Consider the following 16,033-nt stretch of genomic DNA (forward strand, 5'->3'; position numbering starts at 1 on the left):
AAGACTTAAGGTGGTTATGGCAACGGGGCTCACCTCTTTCCATTCCGAACAGAGAAGTTAAGCCCGTTAGCGCAGATGGTACTGCTATTTGTGGGAGAGTATGTCACCGCCTTTTTTTTAAAAGACCTTTACAGCAATGTAAAGGTCTTTTTTTTTTGAGCTAATTTTTCGGGAAGGGGGGGTATTAAAAATTTCTTCATCATGTCTTTTCTACACTAAACACAATTTTCCTTTTTGTTCTTTTAATTTTTCAAAAGCTGATAGATGTCAGGTTTACTTTCTTTTGGCGATTTCTAAAAAGCTCAATTCTTTTATTACCTTTATTTTTGCCTAACAATTTAGATACTATGAATAAAGGAATTTATATAGCTACATTAGAATCCCATAGCGGAAAGTCTATGATCTCATTAGGTTTAATGAGAACGCTTTTAGGAAAAATGGTTAAAGTTGGATATTTCAGGCCCGTCATTAATGATGTGCCGAAAGGTAAACGAGATAATCATATAGATACTGTATTAAGTTATTTTGATTTAAAAATACCATATGAGGATACTTTTGCTTTCACGCGTAGTGAAGTAATTCAAAAGCGAAACGAAGGTAAATCGGGCGAGATTATAGATACTATTATATCAAAATATAAGAAGCTTGAGAAAGAATTTGATTTTATACTTGTTGAAGGTAGTGATTTTTCAGGAGAGGGGAGTGTTTTTGAATTCGATGTAAATGTAGTAATTGCTAAAAACCTTGGTATTCCTGTTATAATAGTAGTTAGTGGTCAATTCAAAAACTGGGAAGAACTTTTAGGATATCAGCAAATGGCTTACCGGGCTTTTAAGGATAAGGAAGTTCAGGTTATTGGAATGGTAAGTAATAAAATTAAGCAAGAAAATCTTGAGCCTGCTAAAATGAATATGAGGGCATTTTTACCGGAAGAAGTAGGCGTTTTTGCTATTCCTTTTGTAGATACGCTTAACAACCCTACTTTAAAAGAGATTGTCCAGGTATTGAATGGAAAGGTCTTATTTGGTCACGATTTTCTTGATAACCAAACAGGAAATTTTGGAGTAGGAGCTATGCAATTACGTAACTATCTTACAACCTTAAAAAACGAAAGTTTGGTAATTACTCCTGGCGATAGGGCCGATATTATTCTGGGGGCACTTCAGGCTAATATTTCCAGTAATTATCCGAGGATTTCAGGTATTATTTTAACCGGAGGATTGACTCCCGAAGATTCTATTTTAAAACTTATTGAAGGTCTATCGGAAATAGTTCCTATTATTTCAGTTAAAGAGGGAACCTTTGCGGTGACAAACATGGTGGGTGCTATAAAATCTAATATTTATGCCGATAGTATCCAAAAAATTCAAACCACCATTAGTATTTTTGAGCGTTATGTATCCTTTGATCCTTTAGTTGAAAAGTTAATGAACTATAATCCGCAAGGAATAACACCAAGAATGTTTCAGTATGGTTTGGTGCAACGTGCCAGAGAAAGTAAAAAGCATATTGTGTTACCGGAAGGAACAGATGAGCGTATTCTTACTGCTGCTAAGCGTCTTATAGATATGAATCTGGTAGAACTCACTCTTCTTGGTGATGTTGATATCATTCACAAAACCGTTGCTAAAATTGGGTTGGATCTCGATTTTTCAAAAGTGAATATTATCGATCCTATTAACTCTCCAAATTTGCAAGATTATGCAAAGACTTTTTATGAATTGAGAAAACATAAAGGGGTGAATATGGATATGGCTAAAGATAGAATGTGTGATGTTTCTTATTATGGTACTATGATGATTTATAAAGGCGCTGCTGATGGGATGGTATCAGGGGCGGCACATACTACCCAACATACCATATTACCTGCCTTGCAGTTTATTAAAACCAAACCAAATGTTTCTGTAGTTTCTTCTGTATTTTTTATGTGCTTAGAAGATAGGGTATCAGTATTTGGTGACTGCGCAATTAATCCAAACCCTTCTGCCGAAGAACTGGCAGAGATTAGTATCTCTTCTGCCGAAAGTGCTTCTGCGTTTGGGATTGATCCAAAGATAGCTATGTTGTCCTACTCATCAGGATCTTCAGGAAAAGGTGCCGATGTTGATAGGGTAAGAGAAGCTACTGAAATTGTTAGAAAACGAAGACCTGATCTTAAAATAGAAGGGCCTATTCAGTATGATGCGGCAGTAGATATAAGTGTGGGGAAAAGCAAATTGCCGGAATCTGAAGTAGCCGGGCAGGCCAATGTTTTGATATTTCCTGATTTAAATACCGGAAATAATACTTATAAAGCCGTACAAAGAGAAACCGGCGCACTGGCAATTGGGCCTATGCTTCAGGGATTAAATAAACCGGTAAACGATTTAAGTCGTGGATGTACCGTGGCTGATATATATAATACAGTAATTTTAACTGCCATACAGGCTCAAGGAATATAATTAGGCATGAAGAATATTTTAATTATAAATTCAGGAAGTTCGTCTTTAAAGTTTCAATTAATTCAGATGCCTGACGAAAAGGTATTGGCTTCAGGACTTATGGAACGTATAGGTTTACAAGAAGCGAAACTTCATTTTAAAACCGGGAAGGATACAATTACAGAGGCTCTTCCGGTTAAAGATCATGCGGTAGCTTTAAAAGCGATTACCAATCTTTTAATGGATTCAGAAAAAGGAATTATTAAAAATGTGGATGACATTGCGGCTATTGGACATCGGGTAGTGCACGGAGGTGATAACTTTTCTAAAACCATCGTTATAAATAAAGAAGTAAAAACTAAAATAAAAGATTTTTTCTCTTTAGCTCCATTACATAACCCGGCTAATTTAAAAGGAATTGAGGTTGCAGAAGAACTGTTTCCTAATGCCAAGCAAGTTGCTGTTTTTGATACCGCTTTTCATAGATCTATACCCAGAAAGGCTGCGCAATATGCCATTCCTAATAATTTTTTTGAAAAAGATCATATTCAATTATACGGTTTTCATGGTACCAGTCATAAATATGTTACCGAGAAGGCCATTGGTTACTTAAAAAATAAACATTCGAAAATTATAAGTATTCATTTAGGAAATGGCTGTAGTATTACTGCTGTGAAAGATGGTAAAAGTGTGGACCATTCTTTGGGTTTTGCGCCAGTTAACGGGCTTATTATGGGAACCAGGAGCGGGGATATAGACCAATCTGTAATTTTTTATCTGGTTAATCAATTAGGATATTCCATAGATGAAGTAAGTGATATTTTGCATAAGAAAAGTGGAATGTATGGAATTACCGGGTATAGCGATTTAAGGGATATTGAAGAGCAGGCTGCAAAGGGAAATAAAAAGTGTCAATTAGCACTGGATATGAATGCTTACCGGATTAAAAAATATATTGGTGCTTACGCCGCTGCAATGAATGGGGTAGATGCCCTGGTATTTACAGCCGGAATTGGTGAAAATAGTGATGTAATTAGAAGTTTGGTTTGCAGTGAAATGGACTTCTTCGGAATTAAACTTGACGAAGGAAAAAATAAAGAGCGTAGCAAAAATATGAGAAGTATACAGGCTGATGATGCTACAGTTGAAATACTGGTTATACCAACAAATGAGGAATTAGAAATCGCGAAACAAGCCTATGAATTAGATATGCAGGTGTAGAATATTTAATTATTTAGATTAGATATTTACTTACTGTATTCAATTGGTTTTTTAAAGCTTTGGAAGAATGCTTATGGGATAAAAGCGTATTTCTTAAACTTCCATCGGTTAAAAGCTTTAAAGTATCTTTTAAATGTTTAATGAAGTAATTTTCTATTTCTGTACATATTCGACCTTTGTTTAAATTTGAAGTAGTATTTAATTTCTTCTGCATTTTAAGTACTTCCTTTTTGCACTTTATTAAAAGCTGGTCCAGGTATTCCTGATCTTTCGCTTCTAAGATATGTTTGTCTAAATCCTGTTTAAGCGTCTTTTTATGATTGTATAAAGATTTGAAAAGGCGCTTTAAATAAGGTTTTGTGGTGGTTAGAATAGCGTGTTTATAATACATAGCTGCTGTATAATTTGCTATGTAATAATTTTCAAGATGATCTACTTCCGAAGGTTTCCACAACATTTTTCTAAGTTTTAAAAAATTGAAAATTTTTTTAGAAATAGAGGGGATTTCTTATAAAAGTAACAAGAAAACTACAGGTTTAGCCGTTAAAGAACATTAAACAATTATTAAAAAATTATAATTTGATTGTATGTGGGCTTATTTCTATAGTTTTCAGAAATTATACTTGCGAAAGAAAGCCTGGAACCAAAAGATTCACAGGCTTTAAATTTAGTTTTCTTCTATTTTATTGGAGAGCTTTGTATAAGATTTCGGCTGCTTTAGCTGAAGATGCAGGATTTTGACCGGTAATTAGATTTTCGTCTTTTAATACATTTACTTGCCAATCATCAGATTTAGAATAAATGCCTCCTTTTTCTTTTAGCATATCTTCTACTAAAAATGGAACTACATTTGTTAACTGAACAACCTCTTCTTCAGTATTTGTAAAACCTGTTACTTTTTTTCCTTTCACTAGAGGGGTGCCGTCTACATTTTTTACATTTTTAAGCGCTGCCGGTGCGTGGCATACAAATGCAATGGGTTTTTCCTGCCTGTGAAATGCTTCTATCAAATTTATAGAAACTTTATCTTCTGCTAAGTCCCATAGGGGACCGTGACCTCCCGGATAGAAAACTGCGTCAAAATCTTCAGCTTTTAGAGTTTCCAATCTAAGTGTATTCTCAATCACTTTTTGAGCCATATTATCTTTATAAAAACGCCTGGTGTCTTCGGTTTGTGCATTTTCTGTTTCACTGTTAGGATCAATAGGTGCCTTACCACCTTTTGGGGTAGCTACCGTTATCTCGGCTCCTTTGTCCAGTAATTTGTAATAAGGGGCCGCAAACTCTTCTACCCAAAATCCTGTTTTTTCTCCGGTATCTCCCAGTTTGTCATGAGAGGTTAATACAAATAGTACCTTCATATCTTTAACTTTATAGTTTAACTACCATTTTTCCTTTATTCTTACCGTCAAAAAGATCCAGGAAGGCTTGTGGTATATTTTCAAATCCTTCTTTAATGGTTTCGGTGTAAGTTAATTTTCCTTCATTTAGCCACTGTGCTAGTTGTTTGATAGCAGCTGGGTGCTTCTCTTCATAATCGAAGACTACAAACCCCTGCATAGACGAACTTTTTTTAACCAAAAATGGCTGAACACTAATGCTTTTTGGGAGTTCGGTATTATTATATTGAGAAATGGCACCGCAATTAACCGTTCTGGAAAATTTATTAATATTAAAGAGAACAGCTTCAGATATTTCACCTCCTACATTATCAAAATACACATCTACACCATCCGGGCAGGCCTGGCCAATGGCCTCGCTCATGTTTTTGGTCGTGTTGTAATTGATTCCTTCATCGAAACCAAATTTAGATTTTAGTAATGCTATTTTTTCATCTGTACCGGCAATTCCTACCACTCTTAGACCTAAAATCTTACCAATTTGTCCTACAACGCTGCCTACTGCACCGGCAGCGCCAGATACCAGCAGTGTTTCTCCCGCTTTGGGTTTTCCTATCTCTGTTAAGCCTAGATAAGCTGTCATACCCGTCATACCAAGAATTCCCAAATAGGCTGAAAGTGGAGCCATATTTTCATCTACTTTCATAAGTCCTTTGGCTTTAGCAACTTGCTTCTCTTTCCAGGCCAATGCACCTAATACATGATCTCCTTTATGAAAGTTTTCTGTTTTAGATTCCAGGACTTCGGCAACAATTCCGGATTCTATGGGTTTACCTACTTCAAACGGGGCAATATATGATGGAGCGTCGCTCATTCTTCCTCTTAAATATGGGTCTACTGATACATATTCAGATTTTAATAATACTTCGCCTTCCTTTAATTCCGGAATTTCTGTGCTTGTAAATTCAAAATCGTTTAAACCAGGTTTCCCTATAGGTCTATTTTTTAGTTTTATTGTTCTTGTTGTACTCATAATTTTCTTTTTTTATTACACTTGAATACTATTCCAGGCCATTTCATAAGCCTCCTCTATGTTTTCTCTAGTCAGTTTAAAGATGGCATGTTCCTGCATATTCATAAAAAAAGCAATAGGATAAATACTGAAGGCATATAACATGTAAGGGGAAACAGGTTTGATAATTCCTTCTTTTTGCCCCCTTTCGAGAAGATCTAATAATGGCTGTAGGTGTTTTAAACCCTCCTGCCTGCTTGGCTCATCTATAATGGGAGTGTTATCGCATTGAGATAAAAACATAGCTTCTTCAATTTCTTTTAATTTAAATTCAGCAATATTCTTCCAGATATTCTTAAACCCTTCTTTTACCGTTAAATCTTCTTTATAATCTCTAAAAGCAAATTCGCTAAAAGCAGCTTTTACTTCAATATAAACCTGATTAACCAAATCTTGTTTGTTCTTAAAATATAGGTAAATAGTTCCCGGAGAAACTTCTGCCATCTTCGCAATTTTAGACATAGGAGTTGCGTGAAAGCCATTATTATTTACAAGCCTTATGGTAGCTTTTACAAGCGCATCTCTTTTTTGCTGACTTTTTGGAAGTGTATTCATTTCATTTTAGATTCTATGCAAAACTATAAAAAATGAACGTTCATTCATTTTTAAAAATATGATTTAGCGTTTATTTAACTTAAATTCATAAAAAACACCGGGTAAAATGCACGTCATTTTAACCGGTGTTTAGCTTGGAAAAAAAATGTTATTTTTTCAAAAAAGATATGAAGTTTCTTGAAGGACTAGTTTTTAAGGTTTTTATAATTGGTCAATAAATTCTGAAAAAACCTTTTTATGATGCTCCAGGTCTAAATTGGGAGACACTGAAACCCGGGCAATATAATCTTTATCGGCTTCTTTAGTAGTGCCTTGAGTAGAAGTAGCCGGAATAGTCCAGTAACAACCTTTTAACTGGCCATAACTTACACAATATTTACTTTCATCAGGAATTTGAGTAATCATCATATTTATAAGCTTTTGGTTTAAAGCTCTTTTGTAAGTTTCTTTTTCTGCTTCTGTATTGCCCCTGGTAGGTAGGTCTAACGAAAATACAGATGGTGTAAAACCTTCCTTCGCCAAAGCTTCTGAAACAAAGTTGATTTTGGCCGTAGGCAACTTTTCTTCAATATAGGAGACAAATTCACGGGTGTTTTTGTAGGCATCTGCTATCCGCTGGTTCATTGAGGGCAATTGTTCGGCTAATATTTTAATTTGAAGATCGGTGGCTTCGTTATCACATAGCTGAAGGTGCTTCGCTATTACCGGCATTAGAAATTCAGCTTTTTCGTTAGCAACACAGTAGCCGGCCGTGCATTTTCCTCCACTTGGGAATTTAGAACCACTAACGTAAGAGATGGTTTTAATGCTAGCTAGTATGCCGTCTTTACTTAGAAACTGAACGTTTGGACAAAATGTTTGATCCAGAATAAAAACCGGTTCAATCGCAATTTTATTCAATGCAGTTTTTCGGGGTTTGCTCAAAACAGTTCTTAGGTCTTCCAGGTCTGGAACTTCAACTCTTGGATTAGTTGGAATTTCAGCAATAATAAAGGGTATACCTCCTTCCTGGGCAACTTTTGTTAACACCTGGTCTACGCTCTTAACCATGTTATTACCACCATCTACCGGGAGGTCTAAAACTTCAACATTTTTAACACAGGCAGCTACCCGTCTTGCCTGGTCGTTGGTGCCACCATAGCAATTTGGAGGGACAATAATTTTAATATCCTTACCCGGGTAATTTTTCAGAGCATTATCAATAAGCCCCATCATAATCGCATACTGAATAGAGAGCCCACAAGACCCAAGCTGCACATTTGAATTGGTAGCGGTAATTTTATGAATTGAATTTACAACACTGGTTTTATCACTTTGTACCTGGCTATTTTTTTTAAGCGAAAACGAGGAATCAACAAGTTTTTGTAGGGCATAAAAAGAATTTTGGGGTGTCATGGCAATAGTTTCTCTTCGCCGTACATGTTGGATTTCTGACACGTAACCTTCATCTTGCTCGTTATTTGCCAATAGAAGGCTTCCCAAAGGAGGTTGAAGACTTATTAAAAAGTCTATTTTTGGATGAAGCTCAAAAGTATTTATTTCATCTTTTTGAGAAATAAAAATAGTACTGCCATTAAAATCGGAAATATGATCCGGGCTTTCAACTTGTTTTACTTCAAAATCATAGCCGTAGACACGACGTATTGTTTCAAAATCAAAAAAGCCCGGTAACTCTCCTGAATAGTTAATTTGCGTGTTTTTGTTATCGATAAAGTTTTTTCTTAGCACTGCGAGAACGGGTATTGTTCTAGAAGCAAAACTGATTACACTTTCTGATTTTAACCCATTTAATTGTGCTACTGCCCATTCCAGAACAGAGGATAATGGATGTCCCAGTCTAATATAATCGAAAGCAGTGGGTAGTTTGCTAAGTGCTTCAATTTTAGAATTATTATTTTTATAAAGCCCTTCAAATTGGTTTAAGAATTCAGTTTTTGCGAGGTCTTCATTATAAATATCCAATCGGTGGGTGGTAAGTTTCAGCCAGTCGCCAGGAATATTTTTTAATACATTCTCAATAAATCCAATCAGTTTTTTTTCTTCCATCGTCTTTTCATTTTAAAGAACCCGAAAGTAAAGATTTATTAGGTTTATTGAAAATGAGTAAGACAGATGTTTCAATACTTTTATGGCAAAAGGCTTAGGAAATGAAATTTTAAACTGAACTATTTAAGGATCTTTTTAGAACAAGCCTGTTTGAAAAGCTTTTAAAACTACTTTTTCGAAGAATATATATGGCTTATTGATTTTATATTGGCACTGCCAAAGGCTGTAATACCTCGGGGTAGTTTACTTAAAGGTCTTGAGCAATAAACCTCGGATTGAGTAAAATTTAAATAATAATGTAATGAGGTAAACTTATGAAGACGATTTTTATAGCTAGCTTATATTGCTGCTAATCTTTATCTAAATAAAAGGTGTTTCCTAGCTTTGTTGAATAATCGACCACTTTTTTAATTACCGTATTTTTATCATTTTTTCTCCAGTTAATATAAAGATCAATATTTTCATTTATATCAATAAAAGTTACATTTTCGCTTTTAGCAAATTTAAACGAGTAGGGGAGGATAGAGATTCCCATACCCCTGGATACCAAAGTTAAAATCATACCACCAAAATCAGATTCCAGCGTTTGATTAGGCTCAAAATCATATTTCTGAAAAATATTTCTTAAGGTAGAGGCAAAAAAAGTAGTATGATGTAATCCTGATATGATGAACTTTTCATCTTGCAGGGATTTAAAGTTTATAGTTTCGGATTTGGTTGTCCAATGATTATTTGGAACAACCAAATAAATAGGCTCTGTGTACAATTTTAAAGAGGAAATGCCATAATTTAAAATTTTATCTCTGCTAAAGGAGATGTCTATTTGATAACTTAATAGTAATTTCTCGTGATTTTGATCGGTTGGTTCTGTAAGTTCAATTTTTAAATCGGGTAAGTTATGGTCTATTGTTTTTAGTAAATCGGGTAGAAATTTAAAGGCAATAGACCCAGGATATGCTATAGAAATGGCACCGGAGACACCTTCGTCAATTTTTTTCGCCTGCCTGTGAATTCGGTTGAAGTCATCTATTAATAGGCTCCAATGCTTTTCGAGGAACAAACCGGCATCTGTTAAAGCCACATTTCTCTTGTTTCTTTCAAATAGTTTAATTCCTATTTCCTCTTCTAAAGATTGAATATTCCTGCTTAAAGAAGACTGTGAGATATTAAGCTTTTCTGATGTAAGCCAAAAATGTAATTCATTAGCTAATTCTAGAAAATATTGTATTTGTTGTAAAGTCATTATTAATGCGTTTTTAGCATTACTCAATCAAAAATAAGTATTTTTTAATGATTTTTAATTCAGTTGCTTTGTGGCCTGTTTTAAAATATTAAAAAGAAGTAGACACATGTTACCAGATAACTTTGCAGCCTTTATAGTTACCGCAGGGATTTTTATCATGACACCGGGTATAGACACTATGTTTGTTTTAAATAAATCTATAGCCAACGGAAAGAAATCTGGAATTTATGCCACTTTAGGCGTGAATACCGGGATCCTTATTCATACCTTTTTTGCTGCGTTGGGCTTTGCTGTTCTAATTGCCAAATCGGCTTTGATGTTTGCAATCGTGAAATATGCGGGAGTTGTTTATCTTATTTATTTGGGATTTTTACAGTTGAAGAAGAAGCAGGATTTATTTGCAGATGCAGCAAAACCTGAAGGCAGTAATAGCAAAAAAAATGACTTTTTTTCTGGATTGTTTACAAATACATTAAATCCAAAAGTTGCATTATTCTTTTTAGCATTTTTTCCGCAATTTATAGCTCCGACGCAAATTGAAGACCCACTTCCTTTTATTTTACTGGGAGTTACATATGCCATTTTGGGAGTGGCCTGGTTTTCTATAATTACGTTATTTGCCAGTATATTTTCTCAAAAAGTTAAAGCTAAACCCACTGCAGGTTTATGGCTCACAAAATTTAGCGGATTCATTTTTATAATTATGGCTATTAAAATTGCCATTACTTAGTTCTATTGGCTTCTTTAGTTAATTACATATTTTTGCCGTGATTTTACCAAAAAATATGATTGATTGACCTAGATTTAAGTTTTAAACATATTTCTAAGCAATTTATATAGATACTAAGATATTATTGTGTATTAAATTTTTATAAAAGGACAGGGATACGTCATTTTATTGCCTTTAGTAGGCACGCAAACTAAAAATAGTAAGGTGAGATAAAGGTTTATGCTATTTAATTTTTTTCGATTTAAAAGGGGTTTTTAATAAATCGACAATCCTTAATACCGGAGCAACGATAACTCCTACTAAAAGTGCACTAACGGTTAGTAGTGCTGACGCTTTACTGTTAAAATTTTTAGTATTAGTTATTGATGAAATTGTTCTTTTCCATTTCCCATTTTTATATATAAATCCATTTAAATACATTCGGCCTTCCTTCACGGCAAATTCATATGTATAAAAATTATGTCCATAGTCGTGCCGCCATACAATTCCATTCTTTTGAACCTTTCCAGGGATTAAGATTTTTTCTCCATTACCAACTTTTTTATTGTTATTTTTAAACAATTCATCTCCTGCAGTTATTTCATTATAAAATTCGATATACTCTTTTTTTACAATTAAATTCTTAAATTTTAGTTCTTTAAATGTGGGTTCTCTTTTTATATCTTCTAATAGCATTTTCGAATTTTCAGTTGTTAACTCAATTTTGTCTTTACATTACATATTTCTACCAAAGACAACAATTGTTTTAAAAGTTAAATTTAAAGTCTTAAAATTGTTTATAAAGGTTTGAGATCATCGCAAGTTGGGGGAGAAGGCACGCTGACTTGTCGGATTACCATTTTCTTTCTAGGTTTCTAAAATTACATTTTTTACGATAATACCCGTGATTCGAGATAAACCGCTGTTGGCAACCGTATTTTCTTGCTGGATTTTGATTAAATATTACTTAAATCTTGTTTTCCAATTATTGTCATAATTTCGACAATATCGTTCTCTACCCGATAATAAATGCTATCGGATCCGCACACACATCTTCTATATCCAGGTTTAATAAAATCAACTGATTCAAAAGTGAAAGGTTGCTCGGCTATAAGGTTGAAATATTCAAAAAATGTTTCGAAATATTTATCTGCTTGAGTTACTCCAAATCTTTTTACTCCAAATTGATGAATTCGAATTAAATCTTCTTTAGCTACGTTACTTAATCTATATTTACTCATTAAGTAAAGACTTTGATTTTGCTAAAATCTGTTCTTTACTGTCATTTGTAAACCCGCTTTTTTCAGCTTTTTCTAATTTACTTTTAATCCAATCAATTTGGATTTGCTGATTTCTAGCTTGTCTTATTAGATCATTAACCAATTCACTTTTGCTTGAATATTCTTTACTCTCAATTTGAGATTTTAACCACTCGTCGTTTGGTTCTGTAAATGAAATACTTTGTCTAGCCATGATATTTATTTTTGATGTAAAATTGCACCAGAAAAGAATCAATTGCAAATTTTTTGTGTGAAAATATTGTTGCTAACGGTCTCGTGTATGAGTAGTAGCGGATTTCTACTCACAAACCTTTCAGTTTTGCACTGAACTTTGTCCTATATTTTATCTTTCGTTTTATCACTTAAACCGCTATTACTTATACACATTGTTAGCTGTTCGGGCTTGTACGTTTTACTATGCTAAGAATATTTTCATAAATCTCAAGTAAATAATCTTCCATACCTATCTTCTTTAGAACTACATAATTATCCTCTTCAATAGCGAAATTGAAAAGTTTAATATCAAAATATGTTGCATTTCGATTGTTTAGAATACTAATCCCTTCTCTTTTCGTTTCTGTATTTATTACTTTGTGATAAAGCTCATTATATGCTTTTTTGTTAATTTTATAATTGAGAATATTATCCTTTGTGTAATAATCTTTTAAGAAGAAAATATCCAAACTAGTTATATGAAAATTAATATTGAAAAATTGAAGAACCATTTCAATAAAAGTTTCAGAATTTGAGGACGAACTTTCCTCAAATTTCTTACTTTTTTTATTCCACTCTAAGTCAAATTCTAAATTAAAGAATTTTATAATAGAAATTGTAATTGTTTTTTTAGAAGTTAAATCTAACGAGTCAATAAAACGATTAAGCTCAGAATAAAAAATGAAATTCAATCTCTGTGGACAAGCATTACTCAACATTTGCAATAATTTAAGTTCATAAATCTCACAAGATGTATCTATAACTTTTTCCTTAAAGTTTTTATCATCAATAATTTTTTTTAAATATTCTATGATAAAATAAAGCTTAAATTCATAACTAGAGAAAGTAAACCAATGCTTGTCACTTATTATAATGGGGTTTAGTGATTTTGTTGAAATTTCAACAATTTTATGTTCGGCTAATAACTGTATTATCTTCTTTTCTGTGATAGAACTATGATAAGAAAAACTATCATTTGCTAGTTGAAAAAAAAATTCTTTTAAGATTTCTGAATTTAATTTTTTAGAAATACAATAGTAGTCAAAATATGAATCTATAATTGAATAATTATTGAAATCATTTAAGTCTATATTTTTACTAACGAGAAATTCAATAAATGCTGAAAAAATATATTTGTTTTCTTTAAATGAAGTTAATATGGAATCTTCGTTTTTCAACTCTAGCTTTAATTCATTCACTAGTTTTTTATCTAGCAAACTATTTTTTAAATATGAAGCTGTATTGAATTCTTCGTAATACTCATCTGGCAAATATTCATCTACAATCGTATCTAATGGTTTAGGCTCAATTTTTTCATTTCTTGAAATAGTTTTTTTTGAAGCTTTTTTCTTAGAAGATTTTGTTTTTTTAATCGAATACCTAAATGACTGTTCAGCCATTTCTTCAATTTCATTAATGAATTTTGATGTAAAGCGTAAGCCATATTTTTTGAATACATCTTCGATGTAGTAATCCATATGTGAATCTAGTTCGTTGTCCATATCATACCATCGATAGTAATCAATATCATCAATCACTTGATATCGAATGGCTTTCCTTATTTTTTTAATGTTGCTATTTAAAAAGGTATTAAATGTCTCGGGAAATATTTCTTTGAAATTATAGAAACTATCAAATTCACGAGTGAAAGTAATACTATCATAATACTGAGCTATGATTTTTACTGAATCTAGGTTAGTGTATGGTTTAATTATTTTTATGATTCTTGGGAATTCAGGCATTGAGTGCCAGTTCACTATTTTTAGCTTTTCAGAATTGTAATTTTCTATATCTTCTTGAACTTTTTGTATTATAAAATTTCTTACATCAATATTTTGTGATTTAGAAATATCAAAGAGATTATTAGTTAGAATTAGTTTCCAATATTTTGTTTCTTCTGGTTTATTATATTTGCCAAATTCTCCTGAAAATTCCCTCTCTTCTAGCGTGGAAAAATTTAACGTTTCAAACTCTTTAAGTATTTTTACTTTTAAAGTGTTTTGTAAAATATCATTTAAAATAATTTTTTGACCAAAAAGCGAAATATCTGAATCATAATCTTGAATTTCTCTATTTGTTGTATCAAATATGAAGTTTAATTGATTAAAAAAAAGAGCATTTTCGATTAATGGTTTAATCCAATTTTTCCCATCAGACCTTAAATATTCAAGAAGATAATCCTTAATCCCAGGACTTTGAAACCGTACTAATATTTGAGTAGAATACTCCATTCTTTCAGATATAATATAAAAGTCTTCAAGAAGCTTAAGTTCATTACTAAACTCTTCAGGTCTAATATCCTTGTTTACTGTTATTCTTGCATTTTGTTGAATTGAATTAAAAGTTTCTTCTAAATCTAATAAATCAACAGGGTCACTGGATATTAATATAATTAATAAGATTAATTGAGAAGTGTCGCTTGTATTTTTTCTAAAATTATGATTCCAAAACTCCTTTGGGTTATCTAAATATTTGTATAGCTCTTTGTAAAATGAGTAATGATATTGGCTTTCTTTTTTTAGATATTTTTTAATGAAGTATTCTATATGTCTAGGCGAGTAGTTTCTATGGTTTACAATATTTTCTAAAGTATCTTCATACTTTAGGTAGGTTATATATTCTTTTTCAAATCCATAAAATATAAGATGATTAAGAAGTATTCGTGCTTTTTCTTCTTTACTATATTCATTTAAATTGATAATAAATGTGTCTGTTTCTAAAATATCTTTGGTATCGAACTCAAAGTTCGAATTATTGAGAACATCCTTAATTATATATTCCCGTGAAGTGAGAATAAGATAATGATTTGAACTATTTTTGAAGTCATTAATAATTCTAGCAAAATCTCGTAGTTTGACATCATTTTTATAGTTTGAGCTTATATTTGGTCCCCAAATATCGTCTATAACAATTAATTGGTTTTGTTCATTTGAAAAAACTCCTACTGCTTCCTCTAAATTGTCTCCTGTTACAAACAAAAACCTTTCTACTTTTTGACTAATGAAGTAGTTCGCAATCATTTTTGCTGTAGTAGTTTTTCCAACTCCAGGATTTCCAGTTAATATTAATACCTTTTTCTCTTCTAAAAGAGAAATACAATCTTTAAGATTTTTTACATTATAAAAAAGTTTGTGTTTTTATTTATATCTCTCAGAAATGATTCAGTGGTTTTATGAAATTTTCTATAAACCTCTTTATTTATAATGGTATCAAGTAATGATTCTACATATGAAAGATTAGGAACAAGTAATTTAGAGTAGGATTTTTTAAGATGTTGATATTCTTGTTCTCCTAAATATTGATTAAGCTTTTTGCTATCAATTATGTCATCTTTTTTTAAATGTCCATCAAAAAGTGTAATAATATCTTCAAACTGTCCAACTCCCAAAGATAAGCTAACACAAAGAATATATCTGTCTGCATTTAATTTTTTGCACTTCAACACCTCTTGTTTTAGGCTAGATTTTAAAGCAGGATAATTAGAAGGGTTATAGCGCTTACATTGACCTATTATTCTTTCTTTTGAAGTTGTACATTCTATATCAATTCCATTATCTCTCCATTCTCCAAAGGTTCTAAATTTTAAAGGTGATTCTTTAATTTGTAATATATCTCTGCATAATTCTTCAAATTCTGAAGGAAATAATAAATTATGGAAGTCAAAATTTGTCACTTATTTATTGGGTGTTTTTTGCCTGACAGCTAACGGTCTTGTATAACAATCAGTTGCGGGTTGGTTGGAAACTAAGATAGCTAAAATTACCGACTTTTATGCTTGCGCGGCTGTGTCCGCAGGACACAAAGACGCAATTGTTTTTAGCATCAATGAAAAAGCAGTAATCGAGTATCTTTAATATTCACCATAAAAACTAAAGATATGGAATCCCGAGTTACTGCCCAACCAAAGTTATTCATAGGAATCGACATCCACAAG

At 32.3% G+C, this 16,033-nt stretch carries 14 protein-coding genes and 1 rRNA gene; 4 read left to right on the forward strand and 11 right to left on the reverse strand.

All coding sequences use genetic code 11. From position 1 onward, the window contains the following. Positions 1 to 6 precede the first annotated feature (6 nt). From rrf to GUB10_RS15560, 3 genes are all read left to right on the forward strand, one after another. Positions 7 to 115: ribosomal RNA gene (gene rrf / locus GUB10_RS15550) — 5S ribosomal RNA — on the forward strand. Between the two features lie 232 nt (positions 116 to 347). Further along, positions 348 to 2,441, forward strand: coding sequence for a phosphate acetyltransferase (pta, locus tag GUB10_RS15555; RefSeq protein WP_193712375.1), 2,094 nt, complete (start codon positions 348 to 350; stop codon positions 2,439 to 2,441). 6 nt (positions 2,442 to 2,447) lie between these two features. After that, on the forward strand, positions 2,448 to 3,641 hold the full coding sequence (locus GUB10_RS15560) for an acetate/propionate family kinase (protein WP_193712376.1): 1,194 nt from the start codon (positions 2,448 to 2,450) through the stop codon (positions 3,639 to 3,641). A gap of 13 nt (positions 3,642 to 3,654) precedes the next feature. On the opposite strand, the gene GUB10_RS15565 is transcribed toward GUB10_RS15560, so the two are convergent. From GUB10_RS15565 to GUB10_RS15590, 6 genes are all read right to left on the reverse strand, one after another. Beyond that, a complete protein-coding gene (locus GUB10_RS15565; protein ID WP_193712377.1) occupies positions 3,655 to 4,098 on the reverse strand; it encodes a hypothetical protein in 444 nt (147 codons plus the stop codon). Positions 4,099 to 4,324: 226 nt separating this feature from the next. Further along, positions 4,325 to 5,002 (reverse strand): type 1 glutamine amidotransferase domain-containing protein, encoded by a 678-nt coding sequence (locus tag GUB10_RS15570; protein ID WP_193712378.1) that lies wholly within the window; start codon positions 5,000 to 5,002, stop codon positions 4,325 to 4,327. A gap of 10 nt (positions 5,003 to 5,012) precedes the next feature. Continuing rightward, entirely contained in the window at positions 5,013 to 6,014 is a 1,002-nt protein-coding gene (locus GUB10_RS15575) for an NADP-dependent oxidoreductase (RefSeq protein WP_193712379.1), read from the reverse strand. Between the two features lie 15 nt (positions 6,015 to 6,029). Further along, complete coding sequence (locus tag GUB10_RS15580) at positions 6,030 to 6,608, reverse strand: TetR/AcrR family transcriptional regulator (protein WP_193712380.1); 579 nt, start codon at positions 6,606 to 6,608, stop codon at positions 6,030 to 6,032. A 201-nt stretch (positions 6,609 to 6,809) separates the two neighbouring features. Next, the gene (locus GUB10_RS15585; RefSeq protein ID WP_193712381.1) at positions 6,810 to 8,654 is read right to left on the reverse strand and encodes a cystathionine beta-synthase; all 1,845 of its coding nucleotides are present in this window, start codon (positions 8,652 to 8,654) and stop codon (positions 6,810 to 6,812) included. A 349-nt stretch (positions 8,655 to 9,003) separates the two neighbouring features. Then, positions 9,004 to 9,897 carry a LysR substrate-binding domain-containing protein gene (locus GUB10_RS15590; protein ID WP_193712382.1) on the reverse strand — a complete coding sequence of 298 codons (894 nt, stop codon included), beginning with the start codon at positions 9,895 to 9,897 and terminating at the stop codon, positions 9,004 to 9,006. A gap of 106 nt (positions 9,898 to 10,003) precedes the next feature. Between GUB10_RS15590 and GUB10_RS15595 the strand changes: the two genes are divergently transcribed. Beyond that, on the forward strand, positions 10,004 to 10,627 hold the full coding sequence (locus GUB10_RS15595; protein WP_193712383.1) for a LysE family translocator: 624 nt from the start codon (positions 10,004 to 10,006) through the stop codon (positions 10,625 to 10,627). Positions 10,628 to 10,849: 222 nt separating this feature from the next. On the opposite strand, the gene GUB10_RS15600 is transcribed toward GUB10_RS15595, so the two are convergent. From GUB10_RS15600 to GUB10_RS15620, 5 genes are all read right to left on the reverse strand, one after another. Then, a complete protein-coding gene (locus tag GUB10_RS15600; RefSeq protein ID WP_193712384.1) occupies positions 10,850 to 11,302 on the reverse strand; it encodes a hypothetical protein in 453 nt (150 codons plus the stop codon). Positions 11,303 to 11,562: 260 nt separating this feature from the next. Further along, the gene (locus tag GUB10_RS15605) at positions 11,563 to 11,847 is read right to left on the reverse strand and encodes a type II toxin-antitoxin system RelE/ParE family toxin (protein WP_193712385.1); all 285 of its coding nucleotides are present in this window, start codon (positions 11,845 to 11,847) and stop codon (positions 11,563 to 11,565) included. Further along, positions 11,840 to 12,079, reverse strand: a complete 240-nt coding sequence (locus GUB10_RS15610; protein ID WP_193712386.1) for a type II toxin-antitoxin system ParD family antitoxin — start codon at positions 12,077 to 12,079, stop codon at positions 11,840 to 11,842. Before GUB10_RS15610 ends, GUB10_RS15605 begins: the two co-directional genes overlap by 8 nt. A 196-nt stretch (positions 12,080 to 12,275) precedes the next feature. Next, positions 12,276 to 15,194, reverse strand: coding sequence for an AAA family ATPase (locus tag GUB10_RS15615; RefSeq protein ID WP_193712388.1), 2,919 nt, complete (start codon positions 15,192 to 15,194; stop codon positions 12,276 to 12,278). A gap of 17 nt (positions 15,195 to 15,211) precedes the next feature. Next, positions 15,212 to 15,772, reverse strand: coding sequence for a restriction endonuclease (locus GUB10_RS15620; RefSeq protein ID WP_193712387.1), 561 nt, complete (start codon positions 15,770 to 15,772; stop codon positions 15,212 to 15,214). Positions 15,773 to 16,033: the final 261 nt, after the last annotated feature.

The sequence above is a fragment of the Salegentibacter sp. BLCTC genome (genome assembly GCF_015143665.1).
Taxonomy (GTDB): Bacteria; Bacteroidota; Bacteroidia; order Flavobacteriales; family Flavobacteriaceae; genus Salegentibacter; species Salegentibacter maritimus.

Excerpts from the sequence above, each read along its gene's own strand:
- GUB10_RS15585 (WP_193712381.1), bottom strand. The coding sequence starts at position 8,654 with ATGGAAGAAAAAAAACTGATTGGATTTATTGAGAATGTATTAAAAAAT.
- GUB10_RS15605 (WP_193712385.1), bottom strand. The coding sequence starts at position 11,847 with ATGAGTAAATATAGATTAAGTAACGTAGCTAAAGAAGATTTAATTCGA.
- pta (WP_193712375.1), top strand. The coding sequence starts at position 348 with ATGAATAAAGGAATTTATATAGCTACATTAGAATCCCATAGCGGAAAG.
- GUB10_RS15570 (WP_193712378.1), bottom strand. The coding sequence starts at position 5,002 with ATGAAGGTACTATTTGTATTAACCTCTCATGACAAACTGGGAGATACC.
- GUB10_RS15590 (WP_193712382.1), bottom strand. The coding sequence starts at position 9,897 with ATGACTTTACAACAAATACAATATTTTCTAGAATTAGCTAATGAATTA.
- GUB10_RS15600 (WP_193712384.1), bottom strand. The coding sequence starts at position 11,302 with ATGCTATTAGAAGATATAAAAAGAGAACCCACATTTAAAGAACTAAAA.
- GUB10_RS15560 (WP_193712376.1), top strand. The coding sequence starts at position 2,448 with ATGAAGAATATTTTAATTATAAATTCAGGAAGTTCGTCTTTAAAGTTT.
- GUB10_RS15580 (WP_193712380.1), bottom strand. The coding sequence starts at position 6,608 with ATGAATACACTTCCAAAAAGTCAGCAAAAAAGAGATGCGCTTGTAAAA.
- GUB10_RS15565 (WP_193712377.1), bottom strand. The coding sequence starts at position 4,098 with ATGTTGTGGAAACCTTCGGAAGTAGATCATCTTGAAAATTATTACATA.
- GUB10_RS15610 (WP_193712386.1), bottom strand. The coding sequence starts at position 12,079 with ATGGCTAGACAAAGTATTTCATTTACAGAACCAAACGACGAGTGGTTA.
- GUB10_RS15595 (WP_193712383.1), top strand. The coding sequence starts at position 10,004 with ATGTTACCAGATAACTTTGCAGCCTTTATAGTTACCGCAGGGATTTTT.
- GUB10_RS15575 (WP_193712379.1), bottom strand. The coding sequence starts at position 6,014 with ATGAGTACAACAAGAACAATAAAACTAAAAAATAGACCTATAGGGAAA.